The organism is Pseudonocardia sp. NPDC046786 (assembly GCF_040645415.1).
Classification (GTDB): domain Bacteria; phylum Actinomycetota; class Actinomycetes; order Mycobacteriales; family Pseudonocardiaceae; genus Pseudonocardia; species Pseudonocardia kongjuensis.
Genome location: NZ_JBEYYF010000006.1, coordinates 278,097 through 299,029, shown reverse-complemented (window position 1 = coordinate 299,029; position 20,933 = coordinate 278,097). Strand labels below are relative to the sequence as shown.

The 20,933-nt window shown below is 74.6% G+C and carries 25 protein-coding genes, 1 tRNA gene and 2 pseudogenes; 16 read left to right on the top strand and 12 right to left on the bottom strand.

The window, feature by feature from the left end:
• Positions 1-498: a MogA/MoaB family molybdenum cofactor biosynthesis protein gene (locus tag ABZ881_RS10575; RefSeq protein WP_344018067.1), complete on the top strand. Its 498-nt coding sequence runs from the start codon at positions 1-3 to the stop codon at positions 496-498.
• A 245-nt stretch (positions 499-743) separates the two neighbouring features.
• On the opposite strand, the gene ABZ881_RS10570 is transcribed toward ABZ881_RS10575, so the two are convergent.
• The gene (locus ABZ881_RS10570; protein ID WP_358483546.1) at positions 744-1,151 is read right to left on the bottom strand and encodes an antitoxin; all 408 of its coding nucleotides are present in this window, start codon (positions 1,149-1,151) and stop codon (positions 744-746) included.
• Between the two features lie 159 nt (positions 1,152-1,310).
• Here ABZ881_RS10570 and ABZ881_RS10565 point away from each other — a divergent pair, with 159 nt between their 5' ends.
• Together ABZ881_RS10565 and ABZ881_RS10560 are read left to right on the top strand one after the other, a co-directional pair.
• Positions 1,311-1,478, top strand: coding sequence for a hypothetical protein (locus ABZ881_RS10565; RefSeq protein ID WP_344026818.1), 168 nt, complete (start codon positions 1,311-1,313; stop codon positions 1,476-1,478).
• A gap of 5 nt (positions 1,479-1,483) precedes the next feature.
• On the top strand, positions 1,484-2,335 hold the full coding sequence (locus ABZ881_RS10560; RefSeq protein ID WP_358483544.1) for a DUF1989 domain-containing protein: 852 nt from the start codon (positions 1,484-1,486) through the stop codon (positions 2,333-2,335).
• A 66-nt stretch (positions 2,336-2,401) separates the two neighbouring features.
• Here the strand turns inward: ABZ881_RS10560 and cpaB are convergent, their stop codons facing one another.
• Positions 2,402-3,061, bottom strand: a complete 660-nt coding sequence (cpaB, locus tag ABZ881_RS10555; RefSeq protein WP_358483543.1) for a Flp pilus assembly protein CpaB — start codon at positions 3,059-3,061, stop codon at positions 2,402-2,404.
• Positions 3,062-3,157: 96 nt separating this feature from the next.
• Here cpaB and ABZ881_RS10550 point away from each other — a divergent pair, with 96 nt between their 5' ends.
• Positions 3,158-3,430: a hypothetical protein gene (locus tag ABZ881_RS10550; RefSeq protein ID WP_358483588.1), complete on the top strand. Its 273-nt coding sequence runs from the start codon at positions 3,158-3,160 to the stop codon at positions 3,428-3,430.
• A 14-nt stretch (positions 3,431-3,444) separates the two neighbouring features.
• On the opposite strand, the pseudogene ABZ881_RS10545 reads toward ABZ881_RS10550, so the two are convergent.
• Positions 3,445-3,636 (bottom strand): annotated as a pseudogene (locus ABZ881_RS10545) (FmdB family zinc ribbon protein); the annotation flags it as partial.
• Between the two features lie 43 nt (positions 3,637-3,679).
• On the bottom strand, positions 3,680-4,333 hold the full coding sequence (locus tag ABZ881_RS10540) for a 5-formyltetrahydrofolate cyclo-ligase (protein ID WP_358483541.1): 654 nt from the start codon (positions 4,331-4,333) through the stop codon (positions 3,680-3,682).
• A 36-nt stretch (positions 4,334-4,369) separates the two neighbouring features.
• Between ABZ881_RS10540 and ABZ881_RS10535 the strand changes: the two genes are divergently transcribed.
• The 8 genes from ABZ881_RS10535 (at position 4,370) to ABZ881_RS10500 (ending at position 11,102) form a co-directional block, all read left to right on the top strand.
• A complete protein-coding gene (locus ABZ881_RS10535) occupies positions 4,370-5,272 on the top strand; it encodes a UTP--glucose-1-phosphate uridylyltransferase (RefSeq protein ID WP_358483540.1) in 903 nt (300 codons plus the stop codon).
• A 5-nt stretch (positions 5,273-5,277) separates the two neighbouring features.
• Positions 5,278-6,498 (top strand): gephyrin-like molybdotransferase Glp, encoded by a 1,221-nt coding sequence (glp, locus tag ABZ881_RS10530; RefSeq protein WP_358483539.1) that lies wholly within the window; start codon positions 5,278-5,280, stop codon positions 6,496-6,498.
• Between the two features lie 19 nt (positions 6,499-6,517).
• A complete protein-coding gene (locus ABZ881_RS10525) occupies positions 6,518-7,168 on the top strand; it encodes a GNAT family protein (protein ID WP_358483537.1) in 651 nt (216 codons plus the stop codon).
• A 119-nt stretch (positions 7,169-7,287) separates the two neighbouring features.
• Positions 7,288-8,673 (top strand): gephyrin-like molybdotransferase receptor GlpR, encoded by a 1,386-nt coding sequence (glpR, locus tag ABZ881_RS10520; RefSeq protein ID WP_358483535.1) that lies wholly within the window; start codon positions 7,288-7,290, stop codon positions 8,671-8,673.
• A 44-nt stretch (positions 8,674-8,717) separates the two neighbouring features.
• Positions 8,718-8,793, top strand: a tRNA-Ala gene (locus ABZ881_RS10515).
• A gap of 459 nt (positions 8,794-9,252) precedes the next feature.
• Positions 9,253-9,588 carry a hypothetical protein gene (locus ABZ881_RS10510; protein ID WP_358483533.1) on the top strand — a complete coding sequence of 112 codons (336 nt, stop codon included), beginning with the start codon at positions 9,253-9,255 and terminating at the stop codon, positions 9,586-9,588.
• A 456-nt stretch (positions 9,589-10,044) separates the two neighbouring features.
• Positions 10,045-10,386, top strand: a complete 342-nt coding sequence (locus tag ABZ881_RS10505) for a DUF3761 domain-containing protein (protein WP_358483531.1) — start codon at positions 10,045-10,047, stop codon at positions 10,384-10,386.
• An 86-nt stretch (positions 10,387-10,472) separates the two neighbouring features.
• Entirely contained in the window at positions 10,473-11,102 is a 630-nt protein-coding gene (locus ABZ881_RS10500) for a DUF5701 family protein (protein ID WP_358483529.1), read from the top strand.
• Here ABZ881_RS10500 and ABZ881_RS10495 read toward each other — a convergent pair.
• The 5 genes from ABZ881_RS10495 to ABZ881_RS10475 all read right to left on the bottom strand — a co-directional run bounded on the left by ABZ881_RS10495 (position 11,099) and on the right by ABZ881_RS10475 (position 15,154).
• Positions 11,099-11,341, bottom strand: coding sequence for an aldehyde dehydrogenase family protein (locus ABZ881_RS10495; protein ID WP_358483528.1), 243 nt, complete (start codon positions 11,339-11,341; stop codon positions 11,099-11,101). The genes ABZ881_RS10500 and ABZ881_RS10495 overlap by 4 nt on opposite strands.
• Positions 11,342-11,358: 17 nt before the next feature.
• Positions 11,359-11,706: an aldehyde dehydrogenase family protein gene (locus tag ABZ881_RS10490; RefSeq protein ID WP_358483526.1), complete on the bottom strand. Its 348-nt coding sequence runs from the start codon at positions 11,704-11,706 to the stop codon at positions 11,359-11,361.
• Positions 11,707-12,000: 294 nt separating this feature from the next.
• Positions 12,001-12,951 (bottom strand): CopD family protein, encoded by a 951-nt coding sequence (locus ABZ881_RS10485; RefSeq protein WP_358483524.1) that lies wholly within the window; start codon positions 12,949-12,951, stop codon positions 12,001-12,003.
• A gap of 18 nt (positions 12,952-12,969) precedes the next feature.
• Complete coding sequence (locus ABZ881_RS10480) at positions 12,970-13,545, bottom strand: copper resistance CopC family protein (protein WP_358483522.1); 576 nt, start codon at positions 13,543-13,545, stop codon at positions 12,970-12,972.
• Between the two features lie 73 nt (positions 13,546-13,618).
• Positions 13,619-15,154, bottom strand: coding sequence for a phospholipid carrier-dependent glycosyltransferase (locus tag ABZ881_RS10475; protein WP_358483585.1), 1,536 nt, complete (start codon positions 15,152-15,154; stop codon positions 13,619-13,621).
• Positions 15,155-15,238: 84 nt separating this feature from the next.
• Between ABZ881_RS10475 and rsmI the strand changes: the two genes are divergently transcribed.
• On the top strand, positions 15,239-16,096 hold the full coding sequence (gene rsmI, locus ABZ881_RS10470; protein WP_358483520.1) for a 16S rRNA (cytidine(1402)-2'-O)-methyltransferase: 858 nt from the start codon (positions 15,239-15,241) through the stop codon (positions 16,094-16,096).
• A gap of 168 nt (positions 16,097-16,264) precedes the next feature.
• On the opposite strand, the gene ABZ881_RS10465 is transcribed toward rsmI, so the two are convergent.
• Complete coding sequence (locus ABZ881_RS10465) at positions 16,265-17,440, bottom strand: cation:proton antiporter (RefSeq protein ID WP_358483519.1); 1,176 nt, start codon at positions 17,438-17,440, stop codon at positions 16,265-16,267.
• Positions 17,441-17,443: 3 nt separating this feature from the next.
• Positions 17,444-17,926, bottom strand: a complete 483-nt coding sequence (locus tag ABZ881_RS10460; RefSeq protein ID WP_358483518.1) for a cation:proton antiporter regulatory subunit — start codon at positions 17,924-17,926, stop codon at positions 17,444-17,446.
• Between the two features lie 71 nt (positions 17,927-17,997).
• On the opposite strand from ABZ881_RS10460, the pseudogene ABZ881_RS10455 reads away from it, so the two are divergent.
• Positions 17,998-18,123, top strand: a pseudogene (locus ABZ881_RS10455) (hypothetical protein); the annotation flags it as partial.
• Positions 18,084-18,428 carry a Uma2 family endonuclease gene (locus ABZ881_RS10450; protein WP_358483516.1) on the top strand — a complete coding sequence of 115 codons (345 nt, stop codon included), beginning with the start codon at positions 18,084-18,086 and terminating at the stop codon, positions 18,426-18,428. The pseudogene ABZ881_RS10455 and the gene ABZ881_RS10450, both read left to right, overlap by 40 nt.
• A gap of 13 nt (positions 18,429-18,441) precedes the next feature.
• Here the strand turns inward: ABZ881_RS10450 and ABZ881_RS10445 are convergent, their stop codons facing one another.
• Positions 18,442-19,005, bottom strand: a complete 564-nt coding sequence (locus tag ABZ881_RS10445) for a TetR/AcrR family transcriptional regulator (protein WP_358483515.1) — start codon at positions 19,003-19,005, stop codon at positions 18,442-18,444.
• Positions 19,006-19,118: 113 nt separating this feature from the next.
• On the opposite strand from ABZ881_RS10445, the gene metG reads away from it, so the two are divergent.
• Complete coding sequence (gene metG / locus ABZ881_RS10440) at positions 19,119-20,909, top strand: methionine--tRNA ligase (protein WP_358483512.1); 1,791 nt, start codon at positions 19,119-19,121, stop codon at positions 20,907-20,909.
• The last annotated feature ends 24 nt before the right edge of the window (positions 20,910-20,933 follow it).

Below are 20,933 nucleotides of genomic sequence, written 5' to 3'. Positions count from 1 at the left end.
ATGGAGATGTCGGATCCGCAGATCGGTCGTGCCCTCGTGGTGATCGTCGACGACCGGGTGAGTGCCGGTGAGCGGTCCGACGCCACCGGGCCGCTGGTGACCGAGTTGCTGGAGGAGGCGAACTTCGTCGTCGACGGCGTGGTGAGCGCCCCCGGCGACGTCGTGGCCATCCGCAGCGCGCTGAACACCGCCGTGATCGGCGGCGTCGACCTCGTGGTGACGGTGGGCGGGACCGGCGTCTCGCCGCGCGACGTCACCCCGGACGCGACGACCGGTGTCCTCGACCGGCCGGTGCCGGGCATCGCCGAGGCGATCCGCGCCTCCGGCCTGGCCGCGGGAGCGGTCGACGCCGGGGTGTCCCGCGGCGTCGTCGGCGTCTCCGGCAGCACGCTGGTGGTGAACCTGGCCGCCTCCCGCGCCGCGGTGCGCGACGGCATGGCCACCCTCACCCCGCTCGTGCCGCACGTCATCTCGGAGTTGTCCGGCCTGGACGCCTGAGCCCGGCGCGTCGCACCCCCCACTCACCGAGATGCAGCTGAGCGGGCTGTGAAGATCGATAATTCCCGCTGATCTGCATCTCGGCGGGCCAAGGGGTGCGACGGGCACGCTGCGCACCGCCGCGCGGCTCAGCAGGCCGCGCCGCGTCGCACTACGTGCCCTGCCGAGGTGCGGCCCGACCCGCCCCCCGGACCCGAACGGGCCCCGGCGGGATCACCCCGCGCAGGGCCCGTCGCTCGCTCGGATCAGCTCGCGGGAGGCGGCGGAGCCGGCGGGACGCCGCCGTCCTTCCGGTCGTCCGAGGCGGGCGGCTGGGACGCGGCCGGGTTGCCGTCGGGCTTGAGCACGTCACCTCCCGGCGGTGCGGGCGGCACCGGCGGGACCCCGTCGGTGTGCGTGCCGGCCCCGGGGGCGGTCCCGGAATCGTGCCGGAGCGCCTCCTCGACCTTGCCCTTCACACCGTCGATCTGCTCGGTGTACTTGCCGCCGGTGGCCTGGTCGACCCGCTCGGCGGCCTTCCCGACCAGCGGTCCGGCCTTCTCCCGGGCCTTCTCCAGGTGCGGTCCGGCCTTCTCCTTCGCCTTCTCCAGGTGCGGCGCGGCCTTCTCCAGCGCGCTCTCCGCCGCCTCGCGGGCCTTGTCCAGGAACCCCATGTCAGCCTCCCCTCCTCGTCGGGCCCGCAACGGTCGCGGGCGTGTTGCGTCACGGTCGCGTCCATGGTGGCACCGCGAGACGGCCCGAGGGGGCCGTGACGGCACGCCACGGCCCCCTGCAACGGGATCGACATCTCCCCGCACGGCACCATGGACGCCATGACCGAACCAGCGGACCGGCTGCGCAGGCGGATCGAGGACATCTTCGGCGACGACCCCGTCGGCACCTCCGACGAGCGCTCCGACGGCGGCTCCGCCGAGGAGCGCGACGACCGCGACCCGGACCGCTGGTTCACCGAGAACCGCCCGCCGCACCACGGAGGCTGAGCACGATGAGCACGACGGGACCGACGGACGCGGCCTACCAGGGCGGGCCGGGCTCGCCGCTGCACGTCGACCGCGACCGCTACGGCGCGATCGGGACCGACACCGCCCGGCGCACTCTCGTCGAGGAGTTCGAGATCCCGATCCGCTCCGGCCGGGCCTGGACCGTCCCGGCGGGGCACGTGATGCGGCTCTACACCGTGGACGGGCCGCAGGTCGGCGATCTCAACCTGTGGCACCGCGACAACCCGCGGGAACGGTTCTGGGCGGCCCGCACCCGTCAGCTGCACGCCGCGCACGTCACCCGGTTCGACCGGCTGTGGTCGACGCTGCCCTACCTGCGGCCGCTGGCGACGATCGTCGCCGACACGCTGGAGTCCTACGGCGTCGACGACGACGGCGGGCGGGTGCACGACACTCTCGGCTCCCGCTGCGATCCGTACGTGAACCGGATGCTGACCGGCGCCGACTTCGACTTCCACTGCCACTCGAACCTGGTGCGGGCGGTCGCCCCGTACGGGCTGACCGAGTTCGACGTGCACGACGTGCTCAACGTGTTCCAGTGCACCGGGCTGAACGAGCGCGACGAGTACTTCATGAAGGCCTGCCCGGCCCGGGTCGGTGACCACATCGAGCTGTTCGCCGAGGTGGACCTGCTCGCCGCGCTGTCCAGCTGCCCCGGCGGGGACCTGTCGATCCCGATGTGGGGGCCGGGCGCCCGGGACCCGATCGAGGTGTGCCGCCCGATCGGGGTGGCCGTCTACGCGGTCGACGAGGAGCTGCTGCGGGGATGGGAGCCACCGGCCCGGGCCGCCTACGCGGGCGCGCACGGCACCGGGCTGGTGTCCCGCCCGTACTGACCGGACCCCAGCGGGCCGCCGCACCGGCCAGGCCGGTTGCATCGCCGGACGCCCGCCCGGCGCCGCTCATCGCAGGGTCACCGTGACCTCCCCGGCCAGGGTCGCCGCGGCGACCGCGGTGGCCTCGGCCTCGGGCAGCGCGACCAGTACCAGCGGACCGGGCCCGGCTGCGGCGCCCGGCCCGGACGGGGTGTCCGGCAGCACCGCGACGACGCCGGCCCGGGCCGCCAGCACCCGGGGCCCCTCCGGGCCGCCGGCGATCACGTCGACCCGGGAGCCCGGCGTGAGGAGCCCGGCGACCGCCGGATCGGCCGGGCGCACCGGTACCGCGGAGGCGCCCGGGCCGCCGGTCCGCGCGGCCAGGCCGGGACCGATCAGGCGCAGGTCGGTGATCGGCTCGCCGGCCCGGACCGGGCCGGCCGCGACCCGGCCGTCCGCCTCGGCGGCGGTCCGCAGCACCCCGCCCGGGGCCAGCGCAGGCGGCCACCCGGCCACCGCGACGTCGGCCGGCCCGATCGGGCCGCCCGCCGCGAGATCACGTGCGGCGACCAGGACGGGGACCCGCTCGTCGGCCGGGTCGGGGAGCAGCGCCACCACGAGCGCGGCGAGCGCCAGCAGCATCGCCAGTGCCCGGCGCAGCACCAGCGCCCGCGCCCAGGACGGGCCGTGCGCGATCCCCGGCAGCACCCTGTCCCAGGGCCCGCGGGACCGCCGATCGTCGTCCATCCGTCCGCCCTCCGGTTCCGGTCATGGATCGACGGTAGGGCGGGTGGTGCGTGGTCGGCGGGCGGATTCCGGTCCTGTGGACAACCGGAACCGCCTGTGGACAACTCCCCGGATCAGGAGGTGGCGGCGGCTTTCGCGGAGGAGGATGAGGAGGAGCTCTCCGACTTCGACGACGAAGACGAGGATGAGGAGGACGACGAGGAGGACGACGAGGAGGAGGACGAGGAGGACGAGGAGGACGACGAGTCCGCGGAGGACGACGACGACTTCTCCGACGAGCCGGACGACGCGGCCGACGAGGAGGAGTCGGACGACGAGTCCGACGAACCGTTGCCGGTCACGGAGCCCGAGCGCGAGTCGGTCCGGTAGAAGCCGCTGCCCTTGAACACGATGCCGACCGAGGAGAAGACCTTGCGCAGCTTGCCGGCGCAGTTCGGGCACTCGGTGAGGGCGTCGTCGGAGAACGCCTGGACCGCCTCGAAGCGGTGGTCACACGCTGTGCATGCGTACTGGTAGGTCGGCACGACTTCCTCCGGGACGACGGTTTGGCACTCCGGGACTGCGAGTGCCAGCATACTCCGCGCCCGCCGGGACTCCGACCCGTCCGTCCGGCGAGGATCAGCGGCCGGACGAGACGTGCACCACTCCGTCGCCGGGGAGCACGACGAGCCCGACGGTGACGTCGTGCGGCTCGGCCGGGACCGCGTCGAGCAGCTCGCCGTCGTGCAGCAGCACCGCGACCGCCGCGCCGGCGGCCACCAGCGGCAGCGTGCGGTCGTAGTAGCCGCCGCCGCGACCGAGCCGCCGCCCGCTCCGGTCCACGGCCAGCGCCGGGACCAGGACCAGCCCCGCGGTGGCCACCGCGGCCGTGCCGAGCAGCGGCCCGGCCGGCTGCCGGGTCCCGAACAGGCCGTCGACCAGCCCGTCCGGACCGGTGTAGCGGGCCCAGTCCAGCGGACCGGGCTCGACGGGCACGACCGGTACGACGACGTCGTGCCCGGCGTCGAGCAGCACGTCCGGCAGTGCCGGCACCGCGCCGGCCGCGGCGCCCGGCTCGCCGCCGATCGGCAGATAGCAATGCACCGGCCCGGGCGTGTCCGATGCGAGCGAGATCACATGCCGGCTCAGCGCCGCGGTCGCCGCCGCCCGCTCCCCGGGTGGCCGCCCGGTGCGTGCGGCCAGCAGGCCGCGTCGCAGCGTCCGCTTGCCGTCACCGGGTCGCCCGCCCTGATCAGGGGACGATCCGTCGGTTGTCTCCGCGCGAGCCGTCACGGCCCCAGGGTAGGGCTGTGGCTAGGCTCGCCGACCATGAGCGCGCAGACCACCAGTACGGCCGGGGCGTTCCGCACCGCCGTGGTCCCCGCGGCCGGCCTCGGAACGCGGTTCCTGCCGACCACGAAGGCGGTGCCGAAGGAGCTGCTCCCCGTCGTCGACACCCCGGGAATCGAGCTCGTCGCCGCCGAGGCGGCGCAGGCGGGGGCCGAGCGGCTGCTGATCGTCACCTCACCGGGCAAGGACTCGGTCGCCGCGTACTTCCGCGAGGACGACGAGCTGGTCAAGACTCTGGAGGGGCGCGGCAAGAGCGAGCTGGCCGAACGGGTCCGCCGCGCTCCCGGGCTGCTTGAGGTCGAGTCGGTGTACCAGCACGAACCCAAGGGGCTCGGGCACGCCGTCGCGCAGGCCGGCCCGGCGCTGGCCGACGACGAGCAGGCCGTCGCCGTGCTGCTGCCCGACGACCTGGTCCTGCCCACCGGGGTGCTGGCCACGATGGCGGCGGTCCGGGCCGAGCACGGCGGCAGCGTGCTGTGCGCGGTCGAGGTGCCGCGCTCGGAGATCTCCGCGTACGGCGTGTTCGAGGTCTCCGAGACCGCCGACGACGACGTCAAGCGGGTGCACGGCATGGTCGAGAAGCCCTCGGCCGACGAGGCACCCTCCACTTTCGCCGCGGCCGGCCGCTACCTGCTGGACCGCGCCGTGTTCGACGCGCTCGATCGGATCACCCCCGGCGCGGGCGGCGAGCTGCAGCTGACCGACGCCGTCGCCCTGCTGATCTCGGAGCGGCACCCGGTGCACGTGGTCGTACACCGCGGCGGGCGGCACGACCTGGGCAACCCTGCCGGGTACGCGCGTGCCTACGTCGACTTCATGCTGGCGCACCCGGAGTACGGCGAGAGCCTGCGCGGCTGGCTGGCCGACCGGCTGAAGGACTGAGCCGAGTGCGCACGGTCGAGGAACACCTCACCCGGATCCTGGACGTGGCCGTGCGGCCCGCCCCGGTGCGGGTCGCGATCGCCGACGCGCAGGGACTGCGCAGCGCCGAGGAGGTCGTGACCGGGCGTCCGCTCCCGGTGTTCGACCAGGCCGCGATCGACGGCTACGCGGTGCGCAGCGTCGACGTGGCCGGAGCGACAGAGGCGAGCCCGGTGACGGTCCCGGTGGTCGGCGAGATCGCCGCCGGGTCCCGGCAGCCGCTGCGGCTGCAGCCCGGCCAGGCCGTCCGGGTCGCGGCCGGGGCGCCGCTGCCCACCCTCGCCGACGCCGTCGCACCCGTCGCCTGGACCGATGCAGGTGCGGCCAGGCTGACCGTGCGTCGCGGGGTGCCGTCGGCCGGGTTCGTCCGCCGGGTGGGCGAGGACGTGCAGTCCGGTGACGTCGCCGTCCGCGAGGGTGACGTCGTCGGCTCCGCCCAGGTCGCGATGCTGGCCGCCGCCGGGCGGGACAAGCTGCTGGTGCACCCGCGGCCACGGGTGTCGATCGTGTCGGTCGGCGACGAGCTGGTCGAGGTGAGCCGGTCGGCGTCGTCCGGTCAGGTCGCCGACGTCTGCTCGCACGCGCTCACCGCGGCGGCCCGGGAGGCCGGCGCGGAGACGAACCGGGCCCGGATGGTCGGCGGCAGCGGCGCCGAGATCCGCGGCGCGGTCGAGGACCTGCTGCCCGCGAGCGAGATCATCGTGGTGTGCGGCGCCGGTGGCGGCAACGCCGCCGCCGAGGCGCGCAGCGCGCTCGCCGATCTCGGCGGGATCGACGACACCCGGATCGCGGTGCACCCGGGATCCGCGCAGGGCTACGGCAGGCTCGGTCAGGACGCGGTGCCGGTGTTCCTGTTCCCGCCGCACCCGGCGACCGCGCTGGTGCTGTTCGAGGTGTTCGTCCGGCCGCTGGTCCGGCTCGCGCTGGGCCAGGAGGCGCGCCGCCGCACCTGGACCGCGCGGCTGACCTCGCCGCTGGTCTCGCCGGCCGGGCGACGGTCCTACGTCCCGGCCAGGCTGCTGCGCGACGACGCCGGCGGGGAGCTGCTCGCCCAGCCGCTCGGCGGATCGGGCAACCACCTGCTCGCCGTGCTCGCCGAGGTCAACGCGCTGGCCGTCGTCCCGGAGGACGTCACCGAGCTGACGGTGGGGGAGCAGGTCGAGCTCGTGCCCCGCGGCCGCGGCTGAGCCGGTGCCCCCCACGGCGGTGCCGGAGCCTCCCGGCAGCCACCCCGGCTGGCCAGCCCGGCTCGGCCCGCTGCGGGTGCGCGACCACGAGGTCCGGCTGCGCCCGGTGCGGTTGCGCGACGGCGGCGAGTGGGCCCGGATCCGGCTGCGCGACGAGGCGTACCTGCGCCCCTGGGAGCCCACCACGCACGGCGGCTGGGCGCGCCGGAACTCGGCCGTCGAGTGGCCGGGGCGCTGGTACCTGCTGCGCGCGGCGGCCCGCCGGGGCCTGTCGCTGCCGTTCGCGATCGTCGTCGACGGCGCGCTGGCCGGTCACGTGATGGTCGGCAACATCGTGCGCGAGCCGCTGCTCTCGGCCTACGTCGGTTACTGGTGCGACTCCCGGTTCGCCCGCCGGGGGATCACGACAGCGGCGGTGGCGATGGTGCTCGACCACTGTTTCGGGCCGGTCCGGCTGCACCGGGTGGAGGCGACCGTCCGGCCGGAGAACGCGGCCAGCATCGCCGTGCTGTGCAAGCTCGGCTTCCGGCGCGAGGGGCTGCTGCTGCGCTATCTCGACGTCGACGGCGGCTGGCGGGACCACTACGCCTACGCCCTGACCGCCGAGGAGCGCCCGGTCGGCGGTTTCGCGGCGAAGCTGATCCGGGACGGCCGGGCGTCCCGCGTCTGATCGGTCACCCTCCGGAGTCACTGGAGTACCGCTCGTCCCTCACGTCGTGCCGTCCGTCCGGGGGACCACGGCGCGTCGCGGCCGGGGCCGGGACCGTTCGCCGATTACGGTGATCGTCGGTGGACGGGATCGGGGCCCGGCCATCGGGTGGACTGCGCCGGTCGGGGAGGAGGCAGCCCGTGCCCAGCTCTCTGATCTTCGTGGGTCTGGTCGTGCTGTGGCTGCTCATCCTGGTGCCGACCGTCGCCCGTCGTCAGCAGGAGGTGGCCCGGCTCAGTCCGGCGCTGCTGTCCGGTCGGGTGCTGGAACGCCCGATGCGGCATCGATACCCGGAGGTACTGGTGATGGAGCGATCCGGTCCGAGCACCGTGGGCGAGCCGGTGCAGAGCCGGGACGATGTTCCCGGCCCGCTCGCCGACCGCCGTGACGGCGGTCACGAGAACTACGACGACTACGACGAGGGACTCGACGCGGAGATCGACGACGACGGTCGCGTGCACGGCCTGGAGGACGACCACCTCGGGACCGGGTACGACGATCGCGCCGGGCACGACCCGTACGACGCCCCGTACGGAGATCCGGGCGACGTCACCGACGACGCCGCGGAGACCGGCGTGCACGGCGGCCGTGCCGCGGACCGGGAGCGCGACCCCCGGACCGCAGAGCCGGCCGCCGTCGGTCACGGCGGTCACCCGGGTGACCCGGATGACACCGATCGCGTCGAGGATCGGTTCGGCGGCGACGATGCCGACACCGATCACGACGAGATGCTCGAACCGGACGGAACCGGGTATCCGGACGACGCGGACCACAATCGGCCCTCGTCCCGGTACCGGCCCGGCCGCGGCGGGTTCGATCCCGAGGCCGCCGCGGCGGCCGCGCACGCCAAGTACGCGTTCCGTCAGCGCGTCGTGCTCGCCCTGCTCGTGCTGCTGGTCGCCGCCGGCGCGACCGCACTGCTGGTGTCCACCGTGTTCTGGTGGGTCGCCGGCGTGCTCGGGGCCGGCCTGGTCGGCTACCTGACCTACCTGCGCCGCCAGGTCCGGATCGAGGAGGCGATCCGGGCCCGCCGGGCGGCCCGGCTCGCCGCACCCCGGCCGGCCACCGCCGACGAGTCGCACCGTTCCACCACCGACGACGAGTACCGAGCCGACGAGTACCGAGCCGACGAGTACCGAGCCGACGAGTACCGAGCCGACGAGCACCGGGGCGAGGCCACCACCGGCCAGCAGTCCGAGGCCGCCGAGGACGACACCGACTGGACCGCCGACGACGGCGAACCCACCCGGGTGCGCGGGACCGGGCAGCCGCTCGGGGTCCTCCCGGCCCGCCGGCGCACCGTCGACGGCCCGGCCTGCACCGAGCACGAGTCGTCGCTCCCGCGGCTGGCCGCGGCCCCGCCGCCGCCGGTTCCGGACGGCACGTCGCTGGTCGACGTGGACGCCGAGGAGGAGCCGGACGTGCTCGGGGAGCTGACTCTGCACCGGCGTGCAGCGGGCGAATAGGGGTCTGTTAGTGTTCTCCAGGTCAGCCCGTGAGGGCGGGCCGCGGGGCTGTAGCGCAGTTGGTAGCGCGTCTCGTTCGCATCGAGAAGGTCAGGGGTTCGATTCCCCTCAGCTCCACCACCAACTCCCATACACGCCCCGATCTCCAGCAGAGATCGGGGCGTTGTCGTGCGTGCACCGGTCGGGGTGTCCTGCGTCATCCGGACCGGCTCCTCTGTCCGACCGGTCGTCCGGCCCGTCCGTCCTGATCCGGCCGCCACGGCGCTCGAGTAGGGCCTCGAACGGCCCGGTCAGCTCGTAGCGGGCAACCCGGCCCTCCTCATCGATCTACAGCTCGTGGAAGAAGCGGTCGGTGTCCGGCCGGCGGGGTCACCCCAGATGCTCGACCGGTGTCGCTCCGTGGCCCGGCGCGAGCGTGCCTCGGCCAGGAGCAGCACGAACCGGTCACGAATCGTGAAGCACGGGTCGTCGTGGCCCACCTAGCGTCGCCGTCACCGCAGGAGAACCGACGAACGGGGTGACGTGCGACGGGTACCAGCACCGTGACGGGGATCAATTCGGTGATCATCGAATCGGACGATGTGGCGAGCGCGCGAGTACGGCGGCTCGGTGCGCGCGCCGGACGGCACGGTCTGGACGCTCGCCTCGTCGCCGGAGAAGACGAACACCACAGAGGCCACCGGACGGGTCGCCCAGGTCGTGCTGTTGCTGGGCGTGTCCGACGTCCGCACGACGAAGGCGTTCTACGACGGGGCCGGGCTCGCGATCGGCCGGAGCTTCGGTTCCCAGTACGTCGAGTTCGACACCCCCGGCATAGCGGTGACCCTGGGAGTGACTAGATCCACCCGCGGCCCGGTCGGTCGGCGCGACCGGGCCGAGAGATCGCTCCGCAGGCGGGGTGACTACCCGCGGTAACAGTGAGGCCGTCAGGAACGGACGTAACGCCAATGTCGATGTGGTGAGTGCCGCACCGGACACGTTGCGTAACTCGACGAAACGGTGGCGACGCACGTGAACGGGCACCTGCACTCCGGCTGGTACGACGACTCCCCGACCGAGCGGCTGCTCGTGGTGGGTGCACCGCGGAAGCACGACGATGCCCGCCACGGCGGGCATCGTCCTCCTGGTGCTCGCAGCGGCCTCGCTCCCGTTCCCGGCGACTGTGGCGTTCGGCGTCCTGTCCGCGTCGGCGGTCCTGTTCTGCGGCCGCGATCGCAGCGTGGCGGAGCAGGGGCGGGCGTGTTCCCCACCGGGGCCGGGCGTTGACCGCCCTCGTCGCGGCGCCGGTGTTGTTCGTGCTCGCCGTGGGCATGTCCCCGGCCGATCCGGCGGCGGACGAGCGGCCTGCAACCGCCACCGCGGAGGCGATCGATGCGCGAGCGATCGAGCAGGAGTGGGCCGAGCAGGAGCAGCGCGCCCGGGCCGAACAGCAGGCGCAGCTCCGGGCGGTACCCGCCCCGCAGGCCCCGCCGCAGCGCCCCGCCCCACAGGCCCCGGGCGCCCCGCCCCGCCGCGCCGGCTCCCGCGCCGGGGCCGGCCTGCAACTTCTCGACGCACTACGTGAACTCCGCGGGCAACTGCGTGCCGCGGCCGACCGACGCCGCGAGCCTCCCGCCCGGCGCGACCGCGAAGTGCAAGAACGGCAGTTGCCGCTTCAGCCAGAACCGGTCGGGGACCTGCTCGGGCAACGGTGGGGTGGAGCGCTGGCTCTGACGCCGGCCGTCGCGGTCCAGGGGGAACAACCCGTCCCGGACCGGCGTTGAGCCTGCGCCCCGTCACCCGGCCCCGGAGGTCCCCGCGTGCCCGCACCCGCCCTGCCGTCCGTCACCGAGCAGGCCGAGCGGCTGATCGCGCTCGGCGCGACCGGCCCGCTCGACCCGGACGCGCTGCGGAAGGAGGCCGCGGCGCTGCCGAACCGGCCGGGCCTGCTCGTCGTCGGCGGAGCGCGGCCCTCGGAGCTCGCGCCGCTGCTGCGCCGCGCCGACCGGCCCGGGTTCGTGGTCGAGGACATGACCGACGTCGACGACTTCACCCCGGTCGTCGGGTTGCCCGACGCCGCTGTCTGGCTGCTCACCGATCCGGACCGCGGCGACCATCTGACGAACGCCTCGCCCGCCGAGGCGGACGCCCGGTTCGCCGCCGAGGGGCGGACCCCGATGCTGCTCACCGAGGGCGTCCAGTGGGTGCTGCAGGTGCCCGAGGTGCTGGAGCGCAACTTCTGCTTCATGACGATCGGCTCCCGGCTGCGGAAGCCGTCCGGCCGGTTCGACGCCCGCACCCCGGCCGTCTGGATCTCCGGCGGGACCGGGCGGGACGGCCGCGACCGGAAGGACGCACCGAAGATCGGCTGGTGCTGGTGGAACAACCGGCACACCTGGCTGGGCTTCGGCTCCGGCGCCGGTCGCGTCCTCCCTGGACATCACAGCTAGCCGAGGTCCACCCAGACCGTCTTGGTCTCGGTGTACTCGTGCAGGGCCGCCCGGCCGAGTTCCCGGCCCCAGCCGGACTGGCGCACGCCGCCGAACGGGGCGGTGGCGTCGGTCCGGTGGTAGGTGTTGATCCACACCGTGCCGGCCCGCAGCCGCCGGGCGAGCCGGTGCGCGGACCCGACGTCGCCGGTCCACACCCCGGCCGCGAGGCCGTAGCGGCTGCCGTTGGCCTGCTCCACCAGGTCGTCGACGTCCGTCAGGGGAGCACGACCAGCACCGGGCCGAAGATCTCCTCCTGCACCACCCGCGCCGACCGGTCGGCGCCGACCAGCACCGTCGGTTCGAGGAAGTTCCCGTTCCGCAGCGCCGGGTCCAGGTCGTCGGGACGGCCGCCGCCGGCGACCACGGTGGTGCCCTCGGCCCGACCGGCCCGCAGGTGGTCCTCGACCCGGCGGCGGTGCGCCGCCGAGACCAGCGGACCCATCCCGGTGCGCGGGGTGCTCATCGGCCGGATCGGCTCCCGGCCGGTCATGCTCGCGCTCGCCGCGGGCGCCGCGCTGTCCGCGGGCTGGCTGCTGCTCGTCCCGCCGGTCGACGGGACCACCGGGATCACCTTCGTCGCGCAGATCGTGCTGCACGGCGGCTGCTTCGCCGGGCTGCAGACCGTGCTCTACACCCTGGCGAGCCACATCTACCCGGCCGGCATCCGGGCCACCGGGGTCGGCGCGGCGGGCACGGTCGGCCCGGGCCGGTGCGTTCACCGCGGCACTCGTCGCCGGGTCCTGGTCGGCGCGGCCGGGCACGGGTTCCTGCTCCTGCTGCTGGCCGCCGCGACCCTGGCCGGGGCGTCGCTGCTGGTCCGGCGGCACGTCCCGGCGCGCCGGGGACCTGACGCCGGTCAGCCGGTGTGGCTGAGCGTCGCCGCGGCGCCGACCGCGGCGACCAGCAGCACGATCTCGATCCCGGCCCAGGCGAGCACCGGCACCCGTCCGCTGCGCAGCCGTCGCCGGGTGAGGCCGCCGAGCGCGGCGGCACCGGCCAGCAGCACGATCTTCGCCAGCAGCAGCCCGCCGTACGCGCCGCCGACCAGCTCGGCGGGCGAGCCCAGCCGCGCCGTCGCGGCGAGCAGCCCGGACACCGCCAGCACCAGGACACTCCACCCGGCCAGCCGGGAGAACCGGGGCAGCGCCACCGCCAGCAGCGCAGGATCGCGGGACAGCAGCAGCACCGCGCCGAGCCCGCCGATCCACAGCAGCGCCGCCGTCACGTGCAGCACCACGCCGGGGACCGCGATCGCGGCGTTCGCCGAGGCGGCGGCGTGCCCGAGCGCCGCGGGTGCGGCGGCCCCGGCGATCGCGACGAGGAGCACCAGCACCGCAGGGCCCGGGCCGTGGCCGGTGCCCGCCGGGCGTCCGGCGACGCAGCCGAGCAGCAGCACGGTGGCCGTCCCGGCCAGGGCCAGGCCGGTCCCCGCGGCCGGGCCGGTCAGGTAGCCGGCGACGTCGGCCGGGCGCACCGCGGCAGGCGGCACCCCGACCATGATCGCGGCCCGGACCAGCGCCTCCACCAGCAGCACCGCCGCCCAGGCCGGCACCGCGACGATCAGCACCCGGTCCGCGCCGGGCACCCGGCCCGGGGCCAGCAGCATCGCCAGGGCGGCCCCGGCGACCAGCAGCGCGGCCAGGTCGGCGGCGGCCCGGGTCAGGGTCGCGGCGAGATCGAGCGGTACCGACTCCGGGCCGATGCCGCCGGTCAGCCCGGCCGCGACGACCGCCGCACCGAACGCGACGGCGCACCAGCCCGCGACGACCGCCGCTCCGGCGTCGCCGCGCCGGGTGCTGCCGGTCATGACGTCGACGATCGCCGGTCAGCCGGGACGGCGGCGCAGCGCGACCGCCACCCCGCCACCGAGCACCACGACGGCGAGCAGCACCCACGGCCAGACCGGTGCGCCGTCCCCGGTGTCGCCGGCGGCCGCCGCCGGGGCCGGGGTCGCCGGATCGGCGGGCGGGGCGGCGGAGGTCGCGGGCGGGGTGCTCGCCGCGGCGGCGGCCGGTCCGGGCTGCGTCAGGGTGAACGGCACGGTGCCGGAGACCGGATGGCCGTCGTCGGACACGACCCGGTACTCGACGGTGTAGACGCCCGCCGGGCCGAGCGGCTGCAGCGGCACGGTGAGGGTGCCGGTGTCGCCGGTGGCGGGGCCCGCGACGTGGTCGGTGCCGTCCGGGCCGCGCACGGTGATCTCGGCGGTGACCGGCGGGACGTTCTCGGAGAAGGTCAGGGTGATCTCCGTCGGCGCCTGCGCCAGCTCGGCGTCCGCGGCGGGGGTGCTGGACTCCAGCTCGGTGTGCGCCCAGGCGGGGACGGCGCCGAGCAGCAGCGCGAGCAGTACGACGGGCAGGGCGAGGGCGACCCTGCGGACCGGGGGAGGTACGGGTGTCACCCGCGAGGAGTCGCCTCCCGGCGCAGCCCGGTTCCGCGCCGTGACCCGGTTCACCCGTCCGGCGCAGGTGGGTTCAGCGCCACGAGGGCAGCCAGAGCTGCGCCTGCCAGTGCTCCGGGGTGATCGGGTCGCCGACCAGGATCGGCCACAGCCACACGAAGTTGACCAGGACCAGCGCCAGCCAGGCCGAGACGACCAGCAGGCCGGTCCGGCGCCGTCGTTCGGGCTGGCCGACGTGCCCGAGCAACTGGCCCATCGCGAGGGTCGCCGCCAGCACCAGGAACGGTGCCACCGGCATCATGTAGAAGTAGTACATCTGCCGGTCCAGGTTCAGGAACCACGGCAGGAACCCGGCGCCGTAGCCGACCAGCACGGCCGTCCAGCGCCAGTCCACCCGGGTGACCGCCCGCCACAGGCCCCACAGCAGCACCGGGATCGACGCCCACCACAACGCGGGGGTGCCGATCAGCATCACCGCCGAGACGCACTCGGCGGCACCGCAGCCGATCGCCTCGTCGGAGTAGCGGTAGAGCATCGGCCGCAGCCCCATCGGCCACGTCCACGGCTTGGACTCCCACGGATGCTGCCCGGCGCTGCCGGTCGTCAGGTTCTCGTGGAACGCCAGCGCCTGACCGTGGTAGTACCAGAGCGAGCGCAGCGCGTCCGGCACCCAGGCGAACGGGCCGCCGGTGCCGATCTCGCGGCCCACCTGGTGCCGGTCGATCCCGGTCTCGCTGCCGAACCAGGCCCACCAGGACGCGATGTAGGTGACCACCGGGACCAGGGCCAGCGCCCACAGCGCCGGGGCGAGGTCGCGCACCACGGTCCCCGCCCACGGCCGGGCCACCCCGGCGCGGCGCCGCAGCGACACGTCCCACAGTACGCAGAGCACGCCGAACGCGGCGACGTAGTAGGAGCCGCTCCACTTCACCGCGCAGGCCAGCCCGAGGCAGACGCCTGCGGTGAGCCGCCACCAGCGCACCCCCCAGCGCGGCCCGAACGGGGTGTCCCCGACCCGGCCCTGCGCCACCACCCGGGCCATCCGGGCCCGCACGTCGTCCCGGTCGCAGAGCAGCGCGGCGAACCCGGCGACCACGAACAGTGCGGCGAACACGTCCAGCATCCCCATCCGGGACTGCACGTGGGACAGGCCGTCGGCGATGAGCAGCAGACCGGCCAGCCCGCCGAGCGCCGACGACCGGGTGAGCCGGCGCCCGGCCCGCACCACCAGCAGCACGGTCAGCACCCCGGCCAGCGCGGCCGCCACCCGCCAGCCGACGCCGTCGTAGCCGAACGCCATCTGGCCCAGCGCGATCAGCTGTTTGCCCAGCGGCGGATGGACGATCTTCTCGTAGCCGGGATTGTTCTCCACCCCGCCGTTGCGGACCATCTCCCACGCCTGCGGGACGTAGTGCTTCTCGTCGAACACCGGGGTGCCGCGGTCGGTGGGCTCGCCCAGCTCGTAGAACCGCAGCAGCGCGGCGAGCAGCACGACCCCGGCGGTGACCAGCCAGCCGCGCAGCCGGTCGGCCGGTGGTGGTGCGCCGAGCCGCGCGGCCGGACCGGGATCGGCGCGGCGCAGGGGTGGGGGCGTGCCGCGGGGCGTCAGCCCCGGTTCGGGGGCCGCTCCCGCGACCCGGCTCCCGGGGTCGGCGGTCGAGGTGGCCACGGGGCCCGATCGTAGGGTGGTGCGGTGCCCGCATCGACCGCTGCTCCCGGTGTCCTGGTCCTGGCCGCCACACCGCTGGGCGACCCCCGGGACGCCTCGGTGCGGCTGCGGGAGCTGATCGGCACCGCGGACGTGATCGCGGCCGAGGACACCCGTCGGTTCCGCACGCTCGCCGCGGCCCTCGGGGTCACCTACACGGGGAAGGTCGTCAGTCACTACGACGCGGTGGAGGGCGAGCGGGTGCCCGGCCTGCTGGCCGCCGTTCGGGACGGGGCGACCGTGCTGGTCGTGTCGGACGCCGGGATGCCCGCCGTGTCCGATCCCGGCTACCGACTGGTCGCCGCGGCCGCCGCCGAGGACCTGCCGGTGACCTGTCTGCCCGGCCCGTCCGCGGTGACGACGGCGCTGGTGCTGTCCGGGCTGCCCGCCGAGCGGTTCTGCTTCGAGGGTTTCCCGCCGCGCCGGCCGGGGGAGCGGCGCCGCTGGCTGGAGACGCTGCGCGACGAGCGCCGGGCCGTGGTGTTCTTCGAGTCGCCGCGGCGCACCGCGGACCTGCTGGCCGCGGCCGTCGAGGTGCTCGGGCCGGACCGGCGGGCCGCGGTGTGCCGGGAGCTGACCAAGACCTACGAGCAGGTGCAGCGCGGCACCCTCGCGGCGCTGGCCGGCTGGGCGGCGAGCGGGGACGTGCTCGGTGAGGTGACCATCGTGCTGGCCGGGGCCGAGGCGCCCGACGCGCCGCCGGTGGGGTCGCTGGTCGACGCCGTCCGGGAGCGGGTGGACGACGGCGAGCGACTGAAGGACGCCGTCGCGGCCGTCGCCGAGGCGGCCGGGGTGCCCAAGCGGGAGCTGTACAACGCGACCCTCGCCACCCGCGACGACTGACTGGCGGGGTCGCCCGCCCCGTCGCGCCGCATACCCGTTGCCGCACCCCGCGCTCGTTGCCGCAACCCTCGGAGGTGGTGCGGTCCGGTGCTGGGGGTGCGCGGTCCGACGCGGTGCGCAGCCGTCCGGGACGTGGACCGCACCCCGGGCCACGGGCGACCGGCCGGATCAGATCGGGACGGCGGGCCGGTCCGGCAGCAATCGCACCACCGGCTCGATGTAGCGGGCCAGGATCGGCCCCACCATCGCCATGATCAGCACGTACCCGGTGGCCAGCGCGGCGAGCTCGTCGGGCACCGCGGCGTACCCGACGGCCAGCCCGGCGATGACGATCGAGAACTCGCCCCGGGCGACCAGCGCCGCGCCGGCGCGGGCCCGGCCCATCCGCCCGATCCGGGCCCGCCGCGCGGCCCACCAGCCGGTCGCGAACTTGGTGACGGTGCTGGTCACGACCAGCACCAGCGCCCAGCCGAGGACCGGCGGGATCGACGCCGGATCGGTGGACAGCCCGAACACGACGAAGAAGACCGCGGCGAACAGGTCCCGCAGCGGTTCCAGCAGCCGGGCGGCGTTCTCCGCGGTGGAACCGGAGATCGCGATCCCGAGCAGGAAAGCGCCGACCGCCGCCGAGACCTGCATCGCCTGCGCGAACCCGGCGAGCAGCAGCGCCGCGCCGAGCACCTTGAGCAGGAAGACCTCCTGGTCGTCGGAGTCGACGACGGCGGAGACCCAGCGGCCGTAGCGCAGCGCGACGAGCAGCACCACCGAGATCACGGCGACCGAGATCCCGACCGCACCGATCCCGCCCCACAGCGTGACCCCGAGCAGCAGCGCGGTGAGGATCGGCAGGTAGAGGGCCATGACGAGGTCCTCGAAGACCAGCACGGACAGCACCACCGGGGTCTCCCGGTTGCCCAGCCTGCCCAGGTCGGACAGCACCTTGGCGACGATCCCGGACGACGAGATGTAGGTGACGCCGCCGAGCACCATCGCCCCGACCGGGCCCCAGCCGAGGATCAGCGCGACCGCCACGCCGGGCGCCGCGTTGAGCACGATGTCCACGACCCCGGCGAGCCAGGACCGGCGCAGCCCGGTGACCAGCTCGGCCGCCGAGTACTCCAGGCCGAGCAGCAACAGCAGCAGTACGACGCCGACCTCGCCGGCCAGCGAGGTGAAGTCGCCGATGTCGCCGAGCGGGAGGATGCCGCCGGTGCCGAAGGCGAGCCCGCCGACGAGGTACAGCGGGATCGGGGACAGCCCGATCCGGTGGGCGAGCCTGCCGAGGAGGCCGAGGCCGAAGAAGACGGCGCCGAGTTCGAGCAGTTCGAGCGCGGTGTGGTCCAAGGGTCAGCCGCGGGCCAGCACGTCGGCGGCATGGTCGAGCTTGTCCGCCTCCCCGACGGCGATCACGATGTCCCCGGCGACGAGCACGAAGTCCGGGGTGGGCGACGGGCACACCTGCCCGGCCCGCATCACGGCCACCACCGACACCTGGGTGCGGGTGCGCAGCGCGGTGTCGCCGAGCGGACGGCCGTCGTAGGGGCTGTTGGTCCGGATCGGCAGCTTGCGGGTGGTGATCCCGGGCAGGTCGCGGTGCTCGTCGTTGAGCTGGTTGACCAGCTGCGGGGCGCCCAGCAGGTTCGCCAGCGCACCCGCCTCCTCGGTGGTGAGCGGGAGCTCGGCGAGGCAGGCGTCCGGGTCGTCGGCCCGGGACAGGATCAGCTCGATCCGGCCGTCCCGGTGGGTGATGACGCCGACCCGGCGGCCGCCGCGCAGCTCGATCTCCTTGCGCACCCCGATGCCGGGGAGCGGCGTCACATCCACGTTCACGGTGCAACGATACGCCGCGCCCGCCGCCCGGCGGAGGTTCACTCCGCCCCGGTCCGGGTCATGCGCCGATCATGGCTCTGCCCCCGCACGTCTTCGTGATCTTCGGTGCCACCGGCGATCTCGCGCGGCGCAAGCTCTTCCCGGGCCTGCTGCGGCTGTGGAACGCGGGCCTGCTGCCCGCGGACCTGCGGGTGATCGGCACCGGCCGGCACTCGCCCGGCACCGACGACGGAGCCGAGGGCGCCGATCTGTCGTCGAGATCCGTTCACCCGGGGACGAGACCTACGAGAAGATCGAGTTCTACGCCGCCGCCGGGGTGCGGGAGCTGCTCGTCGTGCACCCCGACGACCGGCGGGCCGAGGTGTTCCGGGCGGTCGGGTCCCGGCTGCTCCCGGTCCAGGCACCCGGCGGCGTGCTCGGGCTGGAGACGCTCCGCGTCGAGCTGCGCACCACCGCCGGCGCCCTACACCTGACCTGGGACGACGGCTCCGCGCAGGTCTGAGGCCCGGGCCCGGTCAGCGGGTGCTCAGGCAGGACTCGTAGAGCCGGGCCCCGTGCTCGAGGGCCTGCCCGCGGGTCACCGGGCTCTCCGGGTCCAGCCAGGCCAGGATGACCTCGGTCAGCCCGCCGAGGCAGAAGTGCCCGGCGACCCGCAGGTCGTCCGGCTCGATCCGGCTCCCGGCGTTGCCGCTCACCATCAGCTCCGCGAAACCCCGGTTGGCGCTGCGCCGGCGCGCGACCAGCGGCGGGCAGCCGATCGCGTCGACCAGCGCGATCACCCGTCGCGGGTCGTCCTCGATGTTGTCGACGAACGCCCCGAGCGCCGCCCGCACCTTCGCCATCGTGTTCGGCTCGGCCTGCTCCACCGCGCTGAGCGTGGCGGCCGCGCGCTCGTCGACGACCTGGTCGAACACCGCACACGCCAGGTCGACGCCGGAGCCGAACTCGCCGGTGCAGTCGTTCCCGACGCCCGCCCGGCGGGCCGCCGACACCGGGTCGACCGCCGCCCAGCCGCCGTCCGCCCACTGCTGCAGGCCCGCGTCCAGCAACGCGTCGCGGTCCCGCTCAGCAGCATCCATGACAGCCATCATGGCACCGGCCGGGGCCGCGGGCCGGTCGATCACGGGTCCGCGCGGACGCCGCGGACGTGCCGCCCGGCAACCGGGTGGCCGCGGTGAATAGGCTGGGGAGCATGAGTAATGCCGTGCTGACCGCCGTGGCGTGGCCCTACGCCAACGGTCCCCGGCACATCGGCCACGTCTCCGGCTTCGGTGTGCCCTCCGACGTCTTCGCCCGGTACCGGCGAATGGCGGGGGACCGGGTGCTGATGGTCTCCGGCACCGACGAGCACGGCACCCCGATCCAGGTGCAGGCCGACGCCGAGGGACTGACCCCGCGGCAGCTGGCGGACAAGTACAACGACGTCATCACCGCCGACCTGCAGGGGCTCGGCCTGTCCTACGACCTGTTCACCCGCACCACGACCTCGAACCACTACGAGGTCGTGCAGCACATCTTCTCGTCGCTGTACCGCAACGGCTACATCGTCCCGAAGACGCAGCTGGCCGCGATCAGCCCGTCCACCGGCCGCACCCTGCCGGACCGCTACGTCGAGGGCACCTGCCCGATCTGCGGCTACGACGGGGCCCGCGGCGACCAGTGCGACAACTGCGGCAACCAGCTCGACCCGGCCGACCTGAAGAACCCGCGGTCGAAGATCAACGGCGAGACGCCGAAGTTCGTCGAGACCGAGCACTTCTTCCTCGATCTGCCCGCGTTCTCCGACGCGCTGGGCTCGTGGCTGTCCACCCGCACCGACTGGCGGCCGAACGTGCTGCGGTTCTCGGCGAACCTCGCCAAGGGCCTCAAGCCGCGCGCGATCACCCGGGACCTGGAGTGGGGTGTCCCGGTGCCGCTGGACGGCTGGTCGGACAACCCGATGAAGAAGATCTACGTCTGGTTCGACGCGGTGATCGGCTACCTGTCCGCGTCGGTGGAGTGGGCGCGGCGCAGCGGCGACCCGGACGCCTGGAAGCAGTGGTGGACCGATCCGGCGGCCCAGGCGTACTACTTCATGGGCAAGGACAACATCACCTTCCACTCGGTGATGTGGCCGGCCATCCTGCTCGGCCAGAACGGCCAGGGCGACCGCGGCGGCGAGCCCGGCACCTACGGCACGCTGAACCTGCCCAGCGAGGTCGTCTCCTCGGAGTACCTGACGATGAGCGGCTCGAAGTTCTCCACCAGCCGCGGCACCGTCATCTACGTCGGCGACTTCCTGCGCGAGTTCGGGCCGGACGCGCTGCGCTACTACATCGCCGTCGCCGGCCCGGAGAACACCGACGTCGACTTCACCTGGGACGAGTTCGTCCGCCGGATCAACTTCGAGCTGGCCAACGAGTGGGGCAACCTGGTCAACCGGTCCATCTCGATGGCGCACAAGAACGTGGGCGCCGTCCCGAAGCCGGCCGCCCCCGCCCAGGCCGACGCCGACCTGCTCGCCTACTCGCGGGCCGGGTTCGACACGGTCGGCGGCCTGCTCGCCCGCAACCGGTTCAAGCAGGCGTCTTCCGAGGCGATGCGGGTGGTCACCGCCGCCAACCGGTACCTGTCCGACCAGGAGCCGTGGAAGCGCCGCGACGACCCGGAGCGCCGGGACACGATCCTGCACACCGCGCTGCAGGTCGTGCAGGACGCGAACACGCTGCTCACCCCGTTCCTGCCGCACGCCGCGCAGCAGGTGCACGAGGCGCTGGGCGGCAGCGGGACCTGGGCGGCGCAGCCGGAGCGCACGGAGGTCGACGATCTCGGCGACGGCCCGTCGTACCCGGTGCTGACCGGCGACTACGCCGCAGAGCAGGCGCACTGGGGATCCACCCCGATCGAGGTGGGGCGGCCGCTGGCCAAGCCGTCGCCGATCTTCGCCAAGCTCGCGCCCGAGCTGGGGGAGACGGGCCCGGAGTGGGCCCCGATCGGGCAGTGAGCGAGCAGGGGGACCCGCCGTACG

Coding starts and splice junctions, on each gene's coding strand:
- ABZ881_RS10575 (WP_344018067.1), top strand. CDS start 1: ATGGAGATGTCGGATCCGCAGATCGGTCGTGCCCTCGTGGTGATCGTC.
- ABZ881_RS10570 (WP_358483546.1), bottom strand. CDS start 1,151: ATGGGGTTCCTGGACAAGGCCCGCGAGGCGGCGGAGAGCGCGCTGGAG.
- ABZ881_RS10565 (WP_344026818.1), top strand. CDS start 1,311: ATGACCGAACCAGCGGACCGGCTGCGCAGGCGGATCGAGGACATCTTC.
- ABZ881_RS10560 (WP_358483544.1), top strand. CDS start 1,484: ATGAGCACGACGGGACCGACGGACGCGGCCTACCAGGGCGGGCCGGGC.
- cpaB (WP_358483543.1), bottom strand. CDS start 3,061: ATGGACGACGATCGGCGGTCCCGCGGGCCCTGGGACAGGGTGCTGCCG.
- ABZ881_RS10535 (WP_358483540.1), top strand. CDS start 4,370: ATGAGCGCGCAGACCACCAGTACGGCCGGGGCGTTCCGCACCGCCGTG.
- ABZ881_RS10510 (WP_358483533.1), top strand. CDS start 9,253: ATGTGGCGAGCGCGCGAGTACGGCGGCTCGGTGCGCGCGCCGGACGGC.
- ABZ881_RS10505 (WP_358483531.1), top strand. CDS start 10,045: ATGCGCGAGCGATCGAGCAGGAGTGGGCCGAGCAGGAGCAGCGCGCCC.
- ABZ881_RS10485 (WP_358483524.1), bottom strand. CDS start 12,951: ATGACCGGCAGCACCCGGCGCGGCGACGCCGGAGCGGCGGTCGTCGCG.
- ABZ881_RS10445 (WP_358483515.1), bottom strand. CDS start 19,005: ATGGATGCTGCTGAGCGGGACCGCGACGCGTTGCTGGACGCGGGCCTG.
- metG (WP_358483512.1), top strand. CDS start 19,119: ATGAGTAATGCCGTGCTGACCGCCGTGGCGTGGCCCTACGCCAACGGT.